Source organism: Granulicella pectinivorans (genome assembly GCF_900114625.1).
In the GTDB taxonomy this organism is placed as follows: Bacteria; Acidobacteriota; Terriglobia; order Terriglobales; family Acidobacteriaceae; genus Edaphobacter; species Edaphobacter pectinivorans.
In genome coordinates this window covers 1167913-1188096 of the sequence record NZ_FOZL01000001.1, presented here as the reverse complement: position 1 = coordinate 1188096, position 20184 = coordinate 1167913, and the positions used below count along the sequence as shown (strand labels likewise).

Below are 20184 nucleotides of genomic sequence, written 5' to 3'. Positions count from 1 at the left end.
GACCGAGGCATGTTCCGACAAGACGCGTGGGAATTTCTATACAACCAAATTAGGAATTCTCACGCGCCTTCGAAAGCTCTATCCCTCAGCAGGCTGAGCGCTCTCGAAGTCGTTCCCTCAGCAACCACCTTTTCCTTGTGCTTGCGGTGCATTTCGTCGAGAATTTCGGGCGTCACTTTCATGACGAAAGTCTTCCTTACCCCTCCGGATCGGTGAAGGGGACGCGATCCCGTATCCTTGCATCTGACCCCTTAGGAAACGAGTACGACTATGACGACGCAGTACAACTATGACCGTGACCGGGGTTCTTCCGGCACCTTTATCGCTTTTCTGCTCGCGCTGGTGCTGGGCGCGGTCGCTTTGGCTGTGTTTCTGCGGAATGCGACGACCGGTCCGCTCGGACGGATCGCTACGCTGATTACCGGACGCGCCACGACCTATGACACCTCCGTTCCAACTATCGTTGAGAAGGTGCAGCGGCTCAGCCGGCTGGAGTCGGTGGTGTACTCGCTGGATACGGTCGTCGAGGGCAACAAGTCCAGCCCGATGTTTCCGGATCTGCTGACGGGCGACCGTCTTCTACTCGTTGTGCATGGACAGTCGATCGCAGGGATCGACCTCTCGAAGCTGAAGCCGGAGGACGTCAAAATCACTGAGTCCCCTTCGGGAAGGTCGATCAAGATGACGCTGCCTCCTTCGGAGATGTTCGTCACGACGATCGATAACCAGCACACGCGGGTATATGCGCGGTCGACAGGGTTGCTGGTTCCGGTGGATCAGAATCTGGAGTCGGAGACGCGGGCCAAGGCGCAGGACCAGTTGCAGAAGGCAGCGCTTTCGGATGGGATTCTGGATACGGCGCGGAAGAATGCGCGGGCCACGGTGACGACTTTGCTCTATTCGTTCGGATTCAACCAGGTGGATGTCGAGTAGTGACATCCCCCTGTCAGACGCGTCTGACAGGAAGCCAGCAGGGGTAAAGGGAGTTGCGTTATGATGCTTGCCATGAAGTCCCTCTTTCCATTCCGCCTGTTCGACGCCGCTCCGGATGACGCCGATTCCCTTTCTCCGGCCCCCGTGGCCGTTTCTGACCCGGAGTCGGAACCGGAGAGCAGTCTGCTGCGTACGGCCGCCTTGATCTCCGCGGGCGTGGGCGCGGTCGCGCTGGGCGTTATCGTCGGCCGCGAGCTTCGCATTCGATACAAGTTCAAGCGGCGTACGCCGTACGACTTCTATGCACACTCCGGCGACGAGCAGGAGATGGAGTTCGGGGTCGGGACCTAGACACTGTTTCAGTGGCTTGGTTTACCATCGAAGCCGATGACTTTACCTGACACGCAGAAACTCGCACTTCTCTTTCCCGGACAGGGCTCCCAGACAGTTGGCATGGGGCGCGACCTCTATGACCGCTTCCCTTCGGCGCGCGCTGTGTTCGACGAGGCCGACGAGGCACTTGGATTCTCGCTTTCTAAGCTGATCTTCGAGGGACCGGACGAAGACCTTCGCCTGACGGAAAATACGCAACCTGCCATTTTGACGGTTTCGGTCGCTGCCTATCGCGTGCTGGCCGAGGCACTGGCTCCGCTCGGAATGCCCCCTGCGTTCGCTGCGGGACACTCGTTGGGAGAGTACTCCGCGCATGTCGCTGCGGGCACGTTCTCGTTTGCCGAGGCAGTCCGCACGGTGAAGAACCGGGGCCGGTATATGCAGGAGGCGGTGCCTGCCGGCGAGGGGGCGATGGCCGCTATTCTTGGCCTCCCTGCGGAGCGGATCAACGACATCTGTGCAGAGGTTGGCGACGAGGTCTCCGAGGTACCGGGCACGGATACCACTCCTTCGGAATCGCACCTGGAGCGTGCGATTGTGGCGCGTGCGATCGTGTCGCCGGCAAACCTGAACTCGCCCGACCAGACGGTGATCTCGGGAGCGAAGGCGGCTGTGGAACGCGCTGCCGAGTTATGCAAGGCGGCAGGAGCCAAGCGCACTGTCATGCTGCCCGTCAGTGCCCCCTTCCATTGCGCGCTGATGCAGCTGGCGCAGGACCGGCTGGCGACGGATCTGGAGGCAGTGGTTGTGCTCGATCCGGCGTTTCCGGTGATGTGCAATGTGGATGCGCGACTGCTGACGCGGCGCTCGGATATTCGCGACTGCCTGATCCGGCAGGTGACGGGTTCGGTTCGCTGGGTGGAGTGCATCCAGGGGCTGATCCAGCAGGGCGCCACGCGGTTTATCGAGGTCGGTCCCGGCAAGGTACTGAGCGGCTTGATGCGGCAGATCGACCGGACACAGGCTACCTCGAATGTGGAAGATTCGGCTTCACTGGAAAAGACATTGGCCGCGTTGACCGAGACTTCGGCCACCTAACCCGTACTTCGAAGGAAAGAGACTTCCATGGCTATGCAGGCTGGCGATATCGTTGAGGATTTCACGCTTCAAAACCAGGATGGCGAGACGGTGTCGCTCTCCGATTTCAAGAACTCTCCGGTGGTGCTGTTCTTCTATCCTCGCGCGGATACACCGGGCTGCACGATTGAAGCATGCGGCTTCCGCGATACGTTCGAGAAGCTGAAGGCGGCTGGAGCTGTCGTGCTTGGGATCTCGCGCGACGACGTGAAGGCGCAGAAGAAGTTCCAGACCAAGTATTCCCTGCCCTACATGCTGCTTGCGGATCCGGAGATGGAGCTGATCAACCGGTACGATCTGGTTCAACCGAAGAACATGTACGGCAAGATCGTGAAGGGCGTGAAGAGAACGACCTACATCATCTCGGCGGATAAGGGCGAGGGGCAGAAGCTGCTGCATATCTATCCGGATGTGAAGCCGGCTGGACACGCGGAAGAGGTTCTCGAGCTGCTGAAGAAGGCAAAGTAATGCTGGGCATCGCGGGAGCCGTGGCGGGGGTGGCCGTCGCGGCGGGAGGACTGGGGACGTACGGAGCTCTCTCGGCGGGGTCGCAGCTTTTTGGGCAGACACTGATCGCGGGGAACGATCCGAACGAGGTGGCGCTGACCTTCGACGACGGGCCCAACGGCGATACGACGATGCGTCTGCTGGATGTGTTGGCCAGGCATCAGGCGAAGGCTACGTTCTTTGTGATCGGCGGGTTTGTAAAGCAGCAGCCGGAGGTGGTGCGGGCCATCCGGGCGGCGGGGCATATCGTGGGAAATCACACGATGACCCATCCGTGGCTGCACATCCAGACGCATGCGCGGATTCGCGAGGAGCTCGCGGGGTGCAACAAGGTCATTGAGGATGTGCTCGGAGAACCGGTGCGGTACTTTCGGGCTCCGCATGGGGCTCGTCGGCCTTATGTGGTCCGGTATGCGCGGGAGTTGGGTATGGTCCCAGTGCAGTGGAACGTGATTGTGGGTGATTGGAACCCGTACACCGCGAGGGTGCTGGAGGAGCGGGTAAAGGCCGGGATTCGGCGCGCTCAGCGCAGCGGCAAGAGTACGAATGTGGTGCTGCACGATGGGTGGGACCGGGTGCTTGGTGGAGCAGACCGGCTGCCTACGGTGGAGATGGTGGACACCTTGTTGACGAGGTGTGCGGAACGAAGGATTCGGATGGTTGGGGTGGATGCCTGGGGTTGAGTTGTATTCTGCGAATCCCGGCACGCGCTAAGATACTCAAACACCCATGGCCTCCACACCTACTCCTGCGGCTCCGCCCGCCATGATGTCCATGGCCGAGGTTCTGCGCATTCCGGCGATGCGCCGTCTCTGGTACGCGCAGATTGTCTCGAACTTTGGGGACTTTCTGGCACTGTTTGCCGTGATCGGCATCCTGACGTTCAAGTTGGCGGCGAATCCGCAGCAGGTGACGGCGGTACAGATCGCGTATCTTGCGCCGATTGCGGTGCTTGGCGTAATCGCCGGCGTCTTCGTGGATCGCTGGCCGCTCAAGCCGACGATGGTGGGGAGCGACTTCGCGCGCGCAGGGCTTGTGCTTCTGCTTCTGTTTGCGACGAGCATGATGCACTTTTACCTCGTGCTGGCCGCAATCAGCGTGGTGTCGAGCTTCTTTGGGCCAGCGCAGGGCGTGGCGATTCGCTCGCTGGTGCCGTTCAGCGGGCTGCGATCAGCGAATGCTCTGATGCAGCAGGTCATGTTCGTCATGCGGATCGTGGGCCCGACCGTTGCGGCTCTGCTGGTGGCGAGCTTTGGGGCGAACGTCTGCTACTGGGCGGATGCCGCAAGCTTTGTGGCTTCGGGATGCCTGATTGCGACGGTCGCGCTTGGCAAAGTGGAGGCTCCTCCGGTGCATACCGCCGCCGAGACGCTGGAGGAAGAGGTCAAGGGCGTGGCGCGGATTGGGCGCGATATGAAGGTGGGGTTTTCGTTCATCTTCCACCATGCCGGATTGCTGTTCGTACTGCTCTCGCTGGCTGCCGGAATCTTTGTGCTGGCGTGCTTTGGCCCGCTGATCGCCATCTATGTGCGGGATAGCCTGCATGCTTCGACGCGCGTGTTTGGGTATGCTTCGGGAGCGATTGGACTGGGCATTCTCGTGGGGATGAATACGCTGAATGCGTTTGCGAAGAACGTGAAGAATTCCCTCCTGGTGTACTCGGGACTTGGTGGGATTGCGGCTGGGCTTGTGCTTCTGACGTTCGTCCCGCAGGTGTGGTCGACGCTGCTGGGGGATCTTATCATCGGGTTCTCGGTGGCGGGGATTATTGTGCCTTCGCAGGCGATGATCCAGCAGGAGACGCCTCCCGAGCTGATGGGGCGCGTGGGGTCTACGGTAATGTCGTTTATTTCGACAGCACAGGTTTCGGGGTTGGTGCTGTCGGGGTTTCTGGCGAAGTGGATCGGCGTGCGAAATGTGTTTGCAGTTTGCGCGGTAATGCTTGTGCTGCTGATTGGCGTGGGGAAGCTTTGGATGGAGCCCCAGGAAGTGACTGCCGCGTAACTTCGGACTGCCTCCACCCAGGACTCAACAGTGAGACCTGAGTGGAGGACTTACAGGCTGAAAGCCTGTCGAGCAGCGGCAAGCGTGAACTCTATCTCGTCGGTACCGTGTGCGGTGGAGATGAAAGCTGCCTCGTACTGCGAGGGCGGGAGCCAGACTCCAGCGTCGAGCATCGCGCGGTGGAAGCGTGCGAAGGCTGCGGTATCGGAGGTGGCGGCGTCTTCGAAGTCGTTCACCGGCTGCCCGGTGAAGAACCAGGTGAACATCGAGCCGATGCGGTTGGTGGTCAGTGGGATTCCAGCCGCATGGGCCAGGGCTTCGACTCCCGTCGCGATGGCTTTGGTGGTGGCTTCCAGCTTGGGGTAGATGACGTCTGCGTGGTCGATGAGGTGCTGGAGCTGGCTGATTCCGGCGGCCATCGCCAGCGGGTTGCCGGAGAGAGTTCCAGCCTGATAGACGGGGCCGAGGGGGGCGAGAAAATCCATGACTTCGGCGCGGCCGCCAAAGGCGCCTACGGGAAGGCCTCCGCCTACGATCTTGCCGAGGGTTGTCAGGTCCGGCCGGATGCTGAAGAGCTCTTGTGCGCCACCCAGCGAGAGGCGGAAGCCGGTCATGACCTCGTCGAGGATGAGCAGAGCGCCGTGCTCGGTCGCCAGCGCGCGGAGGCCTTCGAGGTAGCCGGTGGCGGGAAGGATGGTTCCGGCGTTGCCGACGACCGGCTCGACGATGATGCAGGCGATCTGGCCGGGATGGGTGGCGAAGGCCTGCTCGACCGCAGCCAGATCGTTGTAGGGGAGCGCGAGGGTGTGCATCGCGGTCTCCTCGGGGACGCCGGCTGAGCCGGGTATCCCGAAGGTCGCGACGCCGGAGCCCGCTTTGACGAGCAGGGCGTCAGCGTGGCCGTGGTAGCAGCCCTCGAACTTGAGGACGAACTTGCGCCCCGTGAAGCCGCGCGCCAGCCGGATGGCGGACATGCAGGCCTCGGTGCCGGAGCTGACGAAGCGGAGCTTTTCGATGGACGGGAAGCAGCGCTGCACGAGCTCGGCGAGGTTGGCCTCTCCCGCGTGGGAGGCTCCGAAGCTGGCTCCGCGGGTGGCCGCGTTCTGGATAGCCTCGACGACCGGCGGGAAGGCGTGCCCCTGGATCATCGGCCCCCAGGACCCGAAGAAATCGAGGTAGCGGTTGCCGTCCACATCCCAGAGAAAGGCTCCCTCGGCGCGTTCGACGAAGGGTGGATCGCCGCCGACGGCGCGAAAGGCCCGGACAGGCGAGTCGACGCCGCCTGGGAGAAAGGATTCGGCGCGCTGCTGGAGAGCTCGGGAACGGGCGAGGATTCGGGTAGGCAAAGGCATCTCTTCAAGTATATTCAGCACCGCCCACAGGCTGTTGAAAGCTGAACTGCTAGACTTGTGCTTTGGCCCTTCCCAAACTCTGACCTTGGAGCATGATCTTTGCCGGACGAGAAGCAGCCCACCCCATCAGCCACCAAGAAAGCCGCGAAGGCCGCAGCGCCAGCCAAGCGAGCTTCCATCAGCTATGCCGACGCGGGCGTCGATATTTCCAGTGGAGATCGCAGCAAGCAGCGCATCAAGATGCTGGCGCGCAAGACCTTCAACAAGAACGTGTTGAGCGAGATCGGCGGCTTTGGCGGGCTGTTCGGCCTCGACCTGGAAAAGTTTTCGAACCCTGTCCTGGTCTCAAGCGCAGACGGCGTGGGAACTAAGCTGAAGGTCGCCTTCGAGCTCGGTATCCACCATACCGTTGGGCAGGATCTTGTCAACCACTGCGTGAACGACATCGCCGTGCAGGGTGCGACACCTCTGTTTTTTCTCGACTACCTCGCCTCGGGCGCTATCGATCCGTTAGTCATTGAAACGGTCGTTCAGGGTCTCTCGGATGCGTGCAAGGCCAATGGCTGTGCGCTGATCGGTGGCGAGACGGCCCAGATGCCGGGCTTCTACGCAGATGGCGAGTACGATCTTGCAGGGTTTATCGTGGGCGCGGTCAACCGCGACAAGATCATTACAGGCTCGACGATTGAGGTAGGCGACGTCCTGATCGGCCTGCCCTCAAACGGTCTACATACGAACGGCTATTCACTGGCGCGGAAGCTGCTTTTTGAAGTGGCTGGATATGGGCCGGACCAGTATGTGAACGAGCTGAAGGACAAGACCGGCGCGGCGCTGATGCGGACGCATCGCAGCTATCTGGCGATCATCAAGAAGCTTTGCAGTGGCGACCTAGTGAGCGGCATGGCGCACATCACGGGTGGCGGCATTACCGAGAACCTGCCGCGCATTCTCCCGAAGGGCATGGGTGCTCTCGTCGATCTTGCGTCGTGGACGGTGCCTCCCCTGTTCGAGCATATGCGTGAGCTTGGCAATGTTGCACAGGACGAGATGCTCAGGACCTTCAACATGGGCATCGGGCTGATCTGCGTGGTACCGGCCGACAAGGTGAAGAAAGCCAAGGCCATCCTGAATCGTGCGAACGAGCGTCATTCGATCATCGGACGGATTACGCGGGGCGAGCGGAAGGTCAGCTACACGGGATGACACGGCTGGGAGTTTTGCTGAGCGGACGCGGGTCAAACTTTTCGGCCATCGCACAGGCGATCAAGGAAGGCACACTGCGCGACTGCGAGATTGCGGTCGTGATCGCGAACCGCGAAGATGCGGTCGGGCTGGAGATCGCGCGGGAGATGGGCCTGCCCGCACGGTGCATCGTCTCCAAGGGCGTACCGCGCGCCGAGCATGATGCGGCGGTGATTGCAGCGTTGAAGAGCTTTGGGGTGGAGCTGGTGGTGCTCGCCGGCTATATGCGTGTGCTGACCCCGGCGTTTATCGCCGCGTTTCCCCAGGCGATTCTGAATATCCATCCTTCCCTGCTGCCTTCATTCGCGGGGCTCGATGTGCAGAAGGCCGCTCTCGAATATGGCGTGAAGTTCGCCGGATGCACCGTCCACTTCGTCGATGAGGCTGTGGATCATGGCGTGATCGTGCTGCAACGCACGGTCGAAGTGCTGGACGCGGATACACCGGCAACGCTGGCGGCCCGGATTCTGGTAGAAGAGCACCAGGCTTACCCCGAGGCGATTGCGCGCGTGATCAGCGGACAGTACACGGTGGTTGGCCGTCGATATATCCGGGCTTAAAAAAAGGCTTCTCTCACAAGGAAAAACAAAGGGCCGGATCAGCAACAAGCAGGAGCCTGGCTCTTTCGATGGCTCCGCGTTTGCTTGTTTCTATCAGCTTTCATTTTTTTGTCCCTGATGCCCTGTTCTTGGAAACTCTAGCGCGGGTGCATACCGTAAGGGCCGCGTGAGGCATCCGGGGCGGCCCACATGACGACGGCCAGGGCAAAGAGCAGAAGCGTGAAGACAATCATGCCTCGTTTGCTCGGCTCCTCGGGAGCGACGCCCGTGAAGGTACGCCAGCCCATACCGGCCGCGATGGCCAAGTAGACCCATTCGCGCAGGAAGAGAAAGAGCAGGATGCTCGTCGCCGTGATCAGCACACGCTGCAGCCGGTTGAGCGCGTAAGTCGCCTGTGCGCCATCGAGGCCAAGCAGAGGGATCAGGTTCAGCGTGTTCAGGAAGGCCGTTGTATAGGCAAGTGCGAGGAAAAGGGCATTCCCCGTCTTCCAGGCAAGCCCGAGGCAGGCGATGGCCACGAACAGGCCATAGAGCGGGCCAGCGAGTGCGATCTGCGAAAGGGTTTCCAGCGAGACGCCCTGGTTGTACCAGCGGACGTACGCTCCAAAGCCCGGCAGGAAGATCGGAAGGTCTACCTTGAGCCCCTTGCGGCGCGCGGTGATGTAATGACCGCTCTCGTGAATGAGGATACCGAGCGTGAAGCCGAGGCCGAACTTCCATCCGAAGATGGCCCAATAGAAGCCGAAGAAGGCCAGAAAGCTAAAGAGAAACTTCGCCGAGAAGAGCAACGACTTGATCTTGAGCAGAAAGAAAACGACCGGAGCGAGCGGGCCGAGGCGCTTGGTCCACTTCGCCTTCTGGTCGGTGACGGCCTTGGCCTGGGCGTCGAGTTGCGCAAGATGCGCGGTAATGGCCTGGGACTGCTTGGTCTCCGGCGGCAGCCAGGCCAGGGCCTGATGCCAGGTCTGGCGAGCACCGATCCAGTCCGAAGCCTGCTCCTGCGCGGTCGCGGTCTGGGCGAGGCCGTTGAGATAGCGGGCGTAGGTGATCGCGTGGCAGTCCGGGCAGGCGAGCGTGCCCGGAGGAAGCCACAGAGAGCAATCCGGGCAGTTGGTGACCGGTGCGGGTGCGTCGATGAGGGTCGGGGTTGCGATATGCGCCTGGCGTTCCTGGTGAATTGACTGCTGACTCACAGTTTATTCGATCCGACGCTTGGGGATCAGGACGCGGAGAACGGATGGTGCGCTGTGTTCGAGTTCGAAGACGTGATCCGCCACGCGGCGCGAATGCCAATGACCAGGATAAAGATACCGATGATGCCGTTGACGCCATCCGTCAGTTCCAGGAAGGGCGAGGCGACGCCGTAGCGGGCCAGGATAAGGTAGCCACGCGCGGAGATATGGCCGATGCCTCCCTCCCCCTTATGCAGGCTCCAGAGTATCTCCGGGACGGCAGCGCCGGAGACCGAGAGATAGGTGAGGATCGCGGCGGCGATCTGGTAGTTGCGACCTCCGCGCTGCCCGGAGCCAAGCATCATCGCCTTCCCGACCAGAAAGGCCACGCCGATCGCCATGTAGCCGATCTCGATGTGCGTGGCGATCGAAAACGCCGCGTAGAGCAGGCTGCCGAGGATGGCTCCGCCAATGCCGAAGACGATTGCCTTCAGAAAGGCTGCGTTGTCGCCGGTATTTGACCGGTAGTACTCGGGGATCGGCGCTTCAGGCGGAACGATGGTCGGACTGGCAGTGTATTCTGCGCGATCGAAGTTCAGGTCGGACATTGCGTGTCTCTCGGGTGCGGAAGGGATGGATGCGGGCTGAGTTCCAAGCATAAAGGCTTCGGGGGAGATGTCACGGATTTTGTTGGCTTTGGGTCCGCGTCGTGATAGTTGTATATGCAACACATCCATGCGAGGTCATCTATGAAGCGTCTTCTGCTGGTTCTTCTTTCGTTCGCGTTTCTCTCTGCTGGTTTACATGCTCAGGGTCCCGTGAAGACAACCCGGATTCTCGCGATTCTGACGATCAAGCCGGGGGTGCAGCGGTCGGAGTTCGCGAAGCTGATGCCGGACGAGGTGAAGGCCACCGTGCGGCTCTATCTCGAGGGCAAGATCTCCGAGTGGTACGCGCGTGGCGACGGCAAGGGTGTCGTCTTTCTGATGGATTGCGCGACGGTCGATGAGGCGAAGGCCCTCACGGCAGAATTGCCGCTGGACAAGGCTGGGTATGCGGAGTTCACCTTTATGCCGCTGGGTCCTCTGACTCCCCTTCACTGGCTGCTCGGAGATGCACCGGGACAGGCGGCGGCGAAATGAGCCTGCCGGAGCTGATGTGTGCCTGCGCCACGGTGCGGCGGGCTTCGCGGTTGGTGACGCGACGCTACGACCAACACCTCCGGGAGTTTGGGCTGGAGACGACGCAGTTTGCGCTGCTCTCAGCGGTGGAGGCGCAGCCTGGGAAGAGTCAGGTTGCGCTGGGGGCCACGCTGGGCTTTGAAAAGGCTACACTCTCACGGAATCTTCGTTTGCTGGAGAAAAAGGGATGGGTGCGGGGGACTTCTCTTACCGAGGATGGCCGTGCGTTGATGGCACGGGCGAAGATCGGCTGGAAGCGGGCTCATGCGGAGCTGCAGAGCGCCATGGGGAAGGATGACTGGGATGCGATGTGGCGGGGGCTGCGGGCGATGACGGCGGCGGCGGATGGGATGTTGACGCGGAGATTTGACGCTTAGGGAAGATGGCACCCCACATCTCAATACGAGCGTGGGGGGCCCGGTTTTGCGGCGACTCGTTGGCTAAAGGCGGATCACGATGCCGGTGCTGAGGGTGAAGACGTTCGTGTTGGAGGGGTTCTGGTATGCGGTGCCCTTCTGGGTGGTGAAACCCAGCTCCAGTGCCCGGAAGTCGATGTGGGGCAAGATCGTCATGTCGACTCCGCCCAGCACGCCGTAGGTGGCCTTGTTGCTGTAGCTCGGTGCGAAGAGACCGGTTTGCTTGCCTCCTCCTACACTGCCTACGCCGACCTCTCCCTGGATGTAAGGCTTGATGGGAAGGACGGGCGCCTTGGCGGCAACACGCACTCCGAAGAGGACGTCCCGGTAATTTTGATTGGTGTTATGCGAGAAGCCGGCACGGAGGTCAGCGCCGAGCGACAGAGGGCCGAGGTGGAGAAAGTCGTCGTAGATCCCGACGGTGGGGCCATAGTTCCAGGTGGTGGTCTGGGCACTGTTGTTCGCGACGTGGGGGATGCTCAAGAGCCCGTAAGCGGCGATTTGAGCGTGAACGGCGGTGCATAAGGCAAGGGGCAGCAGAGCGGAAAACCAGCGAAGCTTCAAGCAATCCTCGGAAGAGAAGCATTGTAGTTACTTTTGGTTACGATACATCAGGCGACTGGGCCGGTGGGGTTGTCCTTGGCGTCGTTCAGGGTGACGCGGATGTCCATCTTCTTCCGGCCACGGAAGATAGTGACTGTGACCTGGTCGCCAGCGTGGTGGTTGACCAGCGCCGCGGAGAGGTCTTGCGGCGATTGGATCTCCTGGCCGTCGAAGCCGACGATCAGGTCTCCGCCCAGCATGACGGGGATGTTGCCCTGGTAGGCGCGCTGTGTGCCGCCCCTCAAGCCGGCGCGTTCGGCGGCTCCGCCAGGGAGCACCTTCTCGATGAGGATGCCGTAGTCGGCGGCGAGGCCGATCTGCTCGGCGATGTCGGGGCCGATGGGGATGGTGGAGATGTCGAGCGAGGGGCGGCGGACCCGGCCGTACTTGGCGATGTCGTCGATGAAGGCACGAGCGGTATTGATCGGGATGGCGAAGCCGATGCCGGAGGACTGGTCGGCGCCGTTCGAGGCGATAAGCGTGGTGATGCCGATGACTTCGCCGCGGGAGTTGAGCAGGGGGCCACCGGAGTTGCCGGGGTTGACGCTGGCGTCGGTCTGGATGGCGTCGTCGATGGGGTTGTTCTGAGGGCCGCGGATGGAGCGGATGGCGGAGATGATGCCGCGCGTCATGGTGCCTGAGAGGCCGAAGGGGTTGCCGATGGCGTAGACGCGCTGGCCGACGGTGAGGCCGGTGGATTCGGACAGGGTTGCCGGGACGAGGTTGGGTGCGTTGATCAGGAGCAGGGCCAGGTCGTGGCCCTTGTCGATCTGGACCACGGTGGCCTTGTACTTGTGCTTGTCCGAGAGGGTGACCTCGATGCGCTGGCCGCCCTCGATGACATGGGCGTTGGTGAGGATGTGGCCCTGCTTGTCGAGCAGGAAGCCGGATCCCTGACCCTGGCTGGGAACGGCGCCGTAGAAGAAGTCGAACTGGACCGTGGTGGAGGTGATATTGACGACCGAGGGCAGGGCCTTCTTGTAGACGGCGATGTTCTGGAGCTCTTCGGTGTCGTAGGCGGGGGCAGCGGCGGCCTGGGTAAGCTCAAAGGTGCCCATGGGCCCCTTCAGCGAGGCGGTGTGGAGGGCTTCGCTGGGATGGAGCAGGTTGTGCAGGATAGGGCTGGCCGCGCCCGAGGAGCCGACGCGCGTGGTGAGGTAATAGAAACCGGAGAGCAGGACGAGGACCAGGAGAACAGGGCGCAGTTTTGTGGGCTTCAAGGGGCAGATCCTTCTCGGGCATTACTTTGGGTCTTATTGTAGCGATTCGGGGTTGGAGCGTGTACCCTCCCCCTTGGTGTTTCTGCGCAAAGTCTTCCATCTGAATGAGTTAACGGTGGACTTGGTGCGGTTTGGCCCTTGACGTGCGTTTTCGATTTTCGACTTTTTATTGGGCGGCAAGCGTCTGGAGGGTGGGCCAGAGGGCGTCGACCTGCTGCTCGAGGTGAGCGAGGGAGCCGTCGTTTTCGATGACATAGTCGGTCAGCGGGCGCTTGATGGCGTCGGGGATCTGGAGCGCGAGGCGGCGCAGTGCTTCTTCCGCGGGGAGACCGGTGCGCCGGGTGAAGCGGGCTATCTTCTCGGATTCGGGGGCGGTGACGAGGAGTATCTTGTCGAAGCGCTTGTTGGCGACGAAGTGTTTGGACTCGAAGATGAGGGCGGATTCAATGATGAGGACGGCGTGGGGGTCTTCGCGTTCGAGAGCGGCGGCGAGTTCGATCTGTTTGGCGATGACGGCGGGGTGGACGATTGCGTTGAGTTCTTCAGCGCGGCCCTCGGCGAAGGCGATGCGGCCTAGTGCTGGACGATTGAGGTTACCGTCTGCGGTTAGGATCTCGGGGCCGAAGTGTTGGACAATCTTCTCAAAAACGCTTTGGCCGGGCTGCATGAGGTCGCGACCGATGGCGTCGGAGGCGAGGATGTGGGTGCCTTTTTTTTGGAAGAGGGTGGCGACGGTGGATTTGCCGCTGCCGAGATTGCCGGTCAAGCCGATGCGGATCATCCGATTCCCCTTCCTGCTCACAACGCATGAGGCACGAACAAGCCTATCGCAACGGATAGAAACATCGACCGTTCACCCACATCACAGCGGCGACAACGGTAGAGGCAGTGGACGATTGGACCGCAGGACCCCACGCTTTCGATGAAATCAAACAGGATGGAGCACCCATCCTGTTTGATTTTGCAGCTATTTGGTGGGAACGACCGTGAGGGTGATGGTTGAGGGGTACTGGTCGGAGTGGTGGATGGAGGTGTGGGCGACGACGCTGGTGGTCTCGGAGACGTTGTCGCCGCCGGTGTTCAGGTTGCGGTCGAAGCGGGGGAAGTTGGCTCCGGCTACTTCCAAGCGGATGCGGTGGCCGGCGGCGAAGAAGTTGCTGGTGACCATGGGGGTGAGGGTGATCTTGTAGACCTTGTCCTTTTCTAGCCAGACCTTCTTGTCGTCGCCCTCGCGGTAGCGGAGGCGCTGAATGGTCTCGTCGAGGTTGTAGGCCGTGCCATCCGGGAGAACGTCGATGAGCTTGGCCGTAACGTCGGTGTCTTTGACGTCCGACGAGATGTAGTAGGTGACGGTAATGGGGCCGGAGACCTCTACGCCTGCCATGAGGGGCTCGGAGGTGTAGACGAGAATGTCGGGACGGGCTTCCATCTTGCGCTGGTCGAGCGCGCCGCCGTTGCCCTGGATGGTGTTGGCAGCGCAGCAGACGTTGCCGCCGTAGCTGGGGGTGGCGTGCATGGGATCGTAGGTGAAGGTGTCAGCCAGGTCGAGTTTCGCCTTGGCGGGATCCTTCTTCAGGGACTCTACCGGGATGGGGAGCAGAGCGGCTTCGGCCTTGGTCTTGAGGACGAGCCTGCCGTCGCCGTTGAGTGTGTTGGCCTTGCCTCCGCTGGTGAGTTGAAGGGTGACGGGTTTGGCTCCGGCGGGTGGCCAGGATTCGGAGTGCTGCCACTTGTTCGACCCCATGGTGAAGTAGGTGACCTTGGGTTGCTTCTTGAGGAAGCCGTTATCCTCGCCCTTGAGGAAGTGATCGAACCAGGCGTAGGTGAGAGCGTCGTAGTCGAGGCGGGCGTCGCCCATATGGCGCTCGCCAACCACCGTATCCTCCGTCGCGCGCTTGTAGCCGCAGTGCAGGGTCGGGGCGATGACGGCGTACTGCTGGTCTTTGACCTCGCCTTTGGCAGTGGAGCGGACGAAGTTATAAGCAGCGAGATTGGGGCCGGTGGAGACGTCGTACCAGGTCATGAACCAGAAACCGGGGACGTTGATAGGCATGGTCTCGGACTGCCAGAGACCGCCCTTGCGCCAGGCAGGGTCGCCGGGGGTGCGCTCGATCATGGCTCCGCCGGTATCGACGGGCATCTTGTCCGCATAGATGCCGTCGGGACCGCCGGCGGCGGCGATGATGTCCTTTTCCGGCAGGTGCTCGAAGGCTTTGGCCCAGTCGATGGGAGAGAGCTGCGGGGCGAGGTCGAAGAGTTTGGAGGCCTTGATGAGATCGGCCTGGGAGGTATTGGGCGGGAACTGGGGGCGGACCTGATTCTGCTCGCCGGCGATCCAGTCGATGAAGAGCATCTGGACCGCGCCGCCGCGATACCAGTTTCCCTGCTCGTTGTAGGGGCCGACCTTGCCGACGCCGGCGCCGAAGCTTTGGGGGATGATCGTGGTCAAGGCTTTGTTGCCGAGGGAGGCGGCTGCGAGCTGCCATTCGGCGGTGGAGGAGCAGCCAATGAGGCCGATCTTCTTGTTCGACCAGGGCTGCCCGGCCATCCAGGTGAACTCGTCATCGGCATCGGTGAGGGGCGCGCCGAGGATGTCGTAGTTGCCTTCGGAGAAGAAGTGGCCGCGCTCGTTCATCTCGATGAGGACGTAGCCGCGCTTGACGGCGTCGAGTTCCTGGCTCATATCGCGATAGGTGCCGGTCTTTACGTCCCAGAAGTTGAAGTTGTAGGGTGTGCGGCTGAAGATGATGGGGTAGGTCTTCGACGTGTCCTTGGGGCGGTAGATGTCGGTGGCCATTCGCTTGCCGTCGCGCATGGGGACCATGACCTTGCGGTCGATGATGGCGATGTCTTCGAGCTGCTTTTCGATCTCTTCGCGGTGGGCGATGAGTGTGGCGCGTTCAGCGGGCGTGAGATTCGCGTTGGGGCGCTGGGCGTGCGCTACGGGAAGCAGGAGGGCAGAAGACAGGAAGCCTGCGAATAGGCGGGCGCGAACGGTCATGCGGGGAACTCCTTGAAGCGGATGATGCCAAGGGTACCAGACGAGGGAACGATCCTTTAGCGATAGTAGGTGGTGCGCGTGCGGACGGTGAGGTCTTTGGGGCGGAGTTCGGGGTGTCGGGTGAAGAAGGAGTCGCTGAGCTTGAGCTCCACGTGGCAGAGGGTGCCGGCGGGTTTAGGGTCCGACGGTTTGTAGCCCACGGTGTAGCGCTGGCGAATCTGGTCGATGAGGGCGCTGAGGCGGGCAGTGACCTGGGGGGCGGAGCTTTCTACGACGGGGCCTCCGGTGAGGTCGGCGAAGGCCTGGATGTCGCCTGTGCGGTCATGTTGTCCCATCGATCGGGTGGTGATGGTGCTCTTTTCGATGAGCTCCGAGACGACCTGTCCGGAGCGCAGAAGGGCGTCGGTAGCGTCCTGTTTGTTGGGGAGTTTCGGACCGTTGCGACCGCCGAAGGGGGAGAGGAAGTCTTCTTCGCGGTTGGCAGTGCCGTCGGTGAGCCAGAGCTGGACACGGCGGCTGTTGGGGATGGTGGAGAGGGCGGTCTCACGGACGACATGGACCATGTCGTTGTAGATGAAGGTGGGATCGTTGGTCTGGCGGGTGTCGGCGGCGCGGCGGATGGCGGCGAAGGCGAGGGAGCGGTCGGTGGTAAAGGGCTGGAGGAGGTAGGTGTGGGAGGAGATGGTGAGGACGGCGACTTCGTCGGTGGGCTTGAGGTGCAGGAGGACGTCGTTAGCGCCGTTGGCCAGCTCGTGCAGGACGGGCATGACGGATTCGGTGACGTCGAAGAGGAGGGTGATGGAGAGCGGGAGCTCGTCGGTGGAGAGGTAGGTGAGGGTTTGGGGGTGATGGTCTTCGGTGAGGATGAAGTCGGCGAGGGCTAAGCCTGGGATTCGGGAACCGGTTTTTTTTACTTCGACCGTGGCGTCGAGGAGGACGAGCTGGGTGGAGACGTGGAGAGTGTCGGGCGGGTCGTTTTGGGCGTGGAGGGCGGTACCAGCGACGAATAGAAGAAGTAGACCGGAGAGCCGCATGGCGGCAGTATACGAGCAGCGCTCACTCCTGGTCCTTGGAACGTTCCCAGTAATATGGCCTTCGCACTTCGGCCTCAGAAGGCAGCAGAATCATGCCATGTGCCTCAGGATCGAAGCCCTCGGGAAAGACGGTGAACTTGTCATATTCCGTTCCGGTCATGTTGCAGCCTTCGAGCAGAGCGCCCGATAGATCAGCGCCCATCAGATGTGTTGCACCGTTCAAGTTGTCCAACGCGAGAATGGCACCACGCAGATCGGCACCGCGAAAGTTCACGTTCTTCAGGTCGCATCCATAAAACCTTGCATTGCGAAAGATAGCGCCTTCACAATCGGCTTCGAAGAACATGACCCAGTACATATCGGCGCCAGTGAAGTCCGCACCGCGCAGATCGACCATGCCGAGATCGAGAAGCATGTCTGTCGCATCGGGGTAGGGAGCCTGCGAATCCCATCCACGAAAATCTGCACCACGCAGATCTTGGAAAAACTCCTCGGACGGCGCGTTGGTGTCGAGCAAAAAGCTCCCATCAAGATGCCGGATCAGCACGTCATCCTCCCTGTATCAACCCGTGTTGCGCAACCCCGCGCTGATGCCATTGATCGTGGCGGTGATGGCGCGGTTGAGTTCTTCGGTTTCGTCGCCCTCGCGTTTGCGGCGCATGAGCTCTACCTGGATGAGGCTCATGGGGTCGACGTAGGGGTTTCGTAGGCGGATGGAGCGCTCTAAGACCTTGTTCTTTTCGAGAAGGCTGGACTGGCCGGTGATCGCGAGGATCATCTGCTTGGTGAGGCAGAACTCGGCGTGCAGCATGGTGTACACACGGTCGCGGAGAGCTTCGTCCTGCACGAGCGAGGCGTAGAGGCGGGCGATGCCGAAGTCGGCCTTGGCGAGCGCCATCTCTACGTTGCGGACGATGTCTAAGAACAGCGGGAAGTCGCGGGCCATGGTGCGCATCTGCTCGAGACCGCCTTCGGTTTGGGCGAACTGCGAGAGGGCGTGGCCTACGCCGAACCAGGCGGGAACGAGGTGGCGGCTCTGCATCCAGCCGAAGACCCAGGGGATGGCGCGGAGATCGGCCATGGAGCGCTTGGCCTGCGCGTCGCTGCGGCGGGCGGGGCGGGAGCCGATACGCGCGTGCTCGAGCTCCGAGACGGGCGTGGCCTGCTCGAAGTAGGTGAAGACCTCGGGATCGTTGACGATGTGAGCGCGGTAGAAGTCGTAGCTGGTGGCCGAGAGGGTGTCGAGCGTGTTCTCCCACTCGGATTTGAGGACGCCGGTGAGGTGGGCGTTGCCTTCTTCTGCGAGGAGGGCGTCGGGGCGGACGACCGCGTCGAGCGAGGCGGCGATCATCAGCTCCATGTTGCGCTCGGCGAGGACGACGTCGGAGTACTTCCAGTTGAGGACTTCGCCCTGCTCGGTGATGCGGAGTTCGCCCTCGAAGCTGTTCATGGGCTGGGCGAAGATGGCGCGGTGGGTGGGTCCGCCGCCGCGGCCTACGGTGCCTCCACGGCCATGGAAGAGGCGCAGGGTGATGCCGCACTCGCGGGCCACGGTGTGGACGGCGCGGTGTGCCTTGTAGATCTCCCAGGTGCTGGCGATCATGCCGCCATCCTTGTTCGAATCCGAGTAGCCGAGCATGACCTCCTGCTTGCGGCCCCAGGAGTCGAGCAGGGGCTTGTAGGCCTCGGAGGACCAGAGTTCGCGACAGATGGCGGGGGCGTTCTGGAGGTCTTCGATGGACTCGAAGAGGGGGACGGGCATCAGGCCGGGGTCTCCGTCTCCCTTGCTATCGACGGCTTCGACGCGGACGCCGCCCATGCGAGCCAGCCAGACGACCTGCAGGACGTCCTCAGCCGAGGTGGCGCCGCTGATGACGTAGATGCGGATGGCCTCCGGGGTGTATTCCTTCTTGAGAGCGGCGATGGCGCGGAAGGTGTCGAGGACCTCCTGCGTTTGCGGCGTGAGGGCTGGTGGAACACCGAGGGGCTGGCCGGCGACGGGGGCCTGCCAAGCGGAGAGTTCCTTGATCGCCACGGCGTGGACGCGGGCGTGCTGCCGGATGTCGAGGGTTTGCAGATGCAGGCCGTAGGTGCGGGCCTCCATGAGCAGGGGGTCGACGAGCATGCTGGACAGACGATGCCCCTTGTTACGGATGAGGCTACGACGCAGGATGGCGAGATCGTCGACGAACTCGGAGGCGTGCTGGTAGGGTTTGAGGCCGCCGATGGCCATGGAGACAGCGCTCTGCGGGACGCCGCCGAGGCGGATCATCATGCAGGCGACGGTGAGGCGCACAAGCTCAAACGGGAAGCGGTTTTCGAGCGAGGGGTTGCCGGCGTGGCGCATCTCGTCGAGGTACTCATCGATACGCGTGGAGAGCTCGGACGAGATGGCCACCTGCTGGGTTGAGCTGCCGAGCTGCTCAAAGACGACCTGGAGGCGGCGGCGGTAGTGGGCGAAGAGCAGATTCTGCGCCATGCCGAGGGCTTCTTTTGTCGCCGCGGGAGTTACAAAGGGGTTGCCGTCGCGGTCGCCTCCGATCCAGGATCCGAAGCTGACGAGCTGGGGCAGGTCGGCGAGGTCGCGGTGCAGGCCGTACTCATCGGCGAGGGCTCCGGCCACCTCTTCGTAGAGGACCGGAAGCGTATCGAAGAGAGACTGCTCGTAGTAATCAAGAGCCATGCGGATCTCGTCGCGCACGGTGGGGCGAGCGCTGCGGACGTCGTCCGTCTGCCAGAGCGCGGTGATCTCGGCGAGGATGTCGCGTTCGAGGCCTTCAAGGGTGGCCTCCGGCAGAGGCACGCGGTCGAGCTTTTCGAGCAGGTCGGAGATGCGGCGGCGCTTGAACATGACCGAGCGGCGTGCGACCTCCGTGGGGTGCGCGGTGAAGACCGGCGTGATGCAGATGCGGGAGAGCTGTTTCATGGCCGCGTCGGCATCGAGTCCGGCAGATTTCAAGCGACGCAGGGTGCCACGCAGCGAGCCGCGCTGGGGGGCGGCATCCGCCTTGAGGATGCTGGCGAGACGGCGGCGCTTGCGGTGGTTGGTCTCGGCCAGGTTGATGAGCTCGAAGTAGAAGCCGAAGGCGCGTGCAAGCTGGTAGGCGGTGGCGAGATCGAGGGTTCCGACCTGCACGAGGGCCTGCTGGAGGTGGTCGCGTGCGGCCTCCGCCTCGCCGGCCGAGTCTTCCTCGCGACGCGCGATGGCGATCTTGCGCAGGGTCTCGACGGCGTCGTAGACGGGCGCCCCGGCCTGTTCGCGCAGCACCTCGCCCAGCAGCATGCCGAGCGAGCGGACATCGCGGCGCAGCGGAACTTCCTTCAGATCACCCACCGGAGCCTGCAGCTCCGCGAGACGTTGCGTCCAATCGGACGTACTCCATAGCGACGGCATAGGGATAGATTATCCCCGATGCGGGGGCTGGCGTGAAGCGGCGGGCGTCCTAAGCGGGAGAGGCTGCTTCTCGCGGCGTAAAATTTTGACGGTTT

The 20184-nt window shown here is 62.2% G+C and carries 21 protein-coding genes; 10 read left to right on the top strand and 11 right to left on the bottom strand.

Translation table 11 applies throughout. From position 1 onward, the window contains the following. Positions 1–59: 59 nt before the first annotated feature. Positions 60–182, bottom strand: coding sequence for a hypothetical protein (locus tag BM400_RS22750; protein WP_281245485.1), 123 nt, complete (start codon positions 180–182; stop codon positions 60–62). Between the two features lie 88 nt (positions 183–270). Here BM400_RS22750 and BM400_RS04730 point away from each other — a divergent pair, with 88 nt between their 5' ends. From BM400_RS04730 to BM400_RS04705, 6 genes are all read left to right on the top strand, one after another. After that, positions 271–933: a DUF4230 domain-containing protein gene (locus BM400_RS04730; RefSeq protein WP_089837094.1), complete on the top strand. Its 663-nt coding sequence runs from the start codon at positions 271–273 to the stop codon at positions 931–933. 72 nt (positions 934–1005) lie between these two features. Continuing rightward, a complete protein-coding gene (locus BM400_RS04725; RefSeq protein ID WP_089841494.1) occupies positions 1006–1284 on the top strand; it encodes a hypothetical protein in 279 nt (92 codons plus the stop codon). Positions 1285–1320: 36 nt separating this feature from the next. Next, complete coding sequence (locus BM400_RS04720) at positions 1321–2364, top strand: ACP S-malonyltransferase (protein WP_089837092.1); 1044 nt, start codon at positions 1321–1323, stop codon at positions 2362–2364. 27 nt (positions 2365–2391) lie between these two features. Continuing rightward, a complete protein-coding gene (locus BM400_RS04715) occupies positions 2392–2871 on the top strand; it encodes a peroxiredoxin (protein ID WP_342714553.1) in 480 nt (159 codons plus the stop codon). After that, positions 2871–3593 (top strand): polysaccharide deacetylase family protein, encoded by a 723-nt coding sequence (locus BM400_RS04710; protein ID WP_089837090.1) that lies wholly within the window; start codon positions 2871–2873, stop codon positions 3591–3593. Before BM400_RS04715 ends, BM400_RS04710 begins: the two co-directional genes overlap by 1 nt. Before the next feature lie 46 nt (positions 3594–3639). Beyond that, on the top strand, positions 3640–4914 hold the full coding sequence (locus BM400_RS04705; protein WP_089837088.1) for an MFS transporter: 1275 nt from the start codon (positions 3640–3642) through the stop codon (positions 4912–4914). 50 nt (positions 4915–4964) lie between these two features. Here BM400_RS04705 and hemL read toward each other — a convergent pair whose 3' ends face one another. Further along, entirely contained in the window at positions 4965–6266 is a 1302-nt protein-coding gene (hemL, locus tag BM400_RS04700; protein ID WP_089837086.1) for a glutamate-1-semialdehyde 2,1-aminomutase, read from the bottom strand. Positions 6267–6365: 99 nt separating this feature from the next. Between hemL and purM the strand changes: the two genes are divergently transcribed. Continuing rightward, a complete protein-coding gene (purM, locus tag BM400_RS04695; RefSeq protein WP_089837084.1) occupies positions 6366–7469 on the top strand; it encodes a phosphoribosylformylglycinamidine cyclo-ligase in 1104 nt (367 codons plus the stop codon). After that, positions 7466–8068: a phosphoribosylglycinamide formyltransferase gene (gene purN / locus BM400_RS04690; protein ID WP_089837083.1), complete on the top strand. Its 603-nt coding sequence runs from the start codon at positions 7466–7468 to the stop codon at positions 8066–8068. Before purM ends, purN begins: the two co-directional genes overlap by 4 nt. A 137-nt stretch (positions 8069–8205) precedes the next feature. On the opposite strand, the gene BM400_RS04685 is transcribed toward purN, so the two are convergent. Beyond that, positions 8206–9261, bottom strand: a complete 1056-nt coding sequence (locus tag BM400_RS04685) for a site-2 protease family protein (protein WP_245781681.1) — start codon at positions 9259–9261, stop codon at positions 8206–8208. Positions 9262–9287: 26 nt separating this feature from the next. Next, complete coding sequence (locus BM400_RS04680) at positions 9288–9848, bottom strand: hypothetical protein (RefSeq protein WP_089837080.1); 561 nt, start codon at positions 9846–9848, stop codon at positions 9288–9290. A gap of 210 nt (positions 9849–10058) precedes the next feature. Between BM400_RS04680 and BM400_RS04675 the strand changes: the two genes are divergently transcribed. Continuing rightward, a complete protein-coding gene (locus BM400_RS04675; protein WP_217644078.1) occupies positions 10059–10382 on the top strand; it encodes an Ntn hydrolase family protein in 324 nt (107 codons plus the stop codon). Continuing rightward, on the top strand, positions 10379–10798 hold the full coding sequence (locus BM400_RS04670) for a MarR family winged helix-turn-helix transcriptional regulator (RefSeq protein WP_089837077.1): 420 nt from the start codon (positions 10379–10381) through the stop codon (positions 10796–10798). Before BM400_RS04675 ends, BM400_RS04670 begins: the two co-directional genes overlap by 4 nt. A gap of 63 nt (positions 10799–10861) precedes the next feature. Here BM400_RS04670 and BM400_RS04665 read toward each other — a convergent pair whose 3' ends face one another. From BM400_RS04665 to ppc, 7 genes are all read right to left on the bottom strand, one after another. Continuing rightward, positions 10862–11401: a hypothetical protein gene (locus BM400_RS04665; protein ID WP_089837075.1), complete on the bottom strand. Its 540-nt coding sequence runs from the start codon at positions 11399–11401 to the stop codon at positions 10862–10864. A 47-nt stretch (positions 11402–11448) separates the two neighbouring features. Next, positions 11449–12660 carry a S1C family serine protease gene (locus BM400_RS04660; RefSeq protein ID WP_089837073.1) on the bottom strand — a complete coding sequence of 404 codons (1212 nt, stop codon included), beginning with the start codon at positions 12658–12660 and terminating at the stop codon, positions 11449–11451. 166 nt (positions 12661–12826) lie between these two features. After that, complete coding sequence (coaE, locus tag BM400_RS04655; protein WP_089837071.1) at positions 12827–13441, bottom strand: dephospho-CoA kinase; 615 nt, start codon at positions 13439–13441, stop codon at positions 12827–12829. Between the two features lie 186 nt (positions 13442–13627). Beyond that, positions 13628–15661, bottom strand: coding sequence for a CocE/NonD family hydrolase (locus BM400_RS04650; protein WP_089837069.1), 2034 nt, complete (start codon positions 15659–15661; stop codon positions 13628–13630). Between the two features lie 56 nt (positions 15662–15717). After that, on the bottom strand, positions 15718–16695 hold the full coding sequence (locus tag BM400_RS04645) for a VWA domain-containing protein (RefSeq protein ID WP_089837067.1): 978 nt from the start codon (positions 16693–16695) through the stop codon (positions 15718–15720). A 22-nt stretch (positions 16696–16717) separates the two neighbouring features. Then, the gene (locus BM400_RS04640) at positions 16718–17242 is read right to left on the bottom strand and encodes a pentapeptide repeat-containing protein (protein ID WP_141223807.1); all 525 of its coding nucleotides are present in this window, start codon (positions 17240–17242) and stop codon (positions 16718–16720) included. Positions 17243–17257: 15 nt separating this feature from the next. Continuing rightward, on the bottom strand, positions 17258–20089 hold the full coding sequence (ppc, locus tag BM400_RS04635) for a phosphoenolpyruvate carboxylase (protein ID WP_089837065.1): 2832 nt from the start codon (positions 20087–20089) through the stop codon (positions 17258–17260). Between the last annotated feature and the right edge of the window lie 95 nt (positions 20090–20184).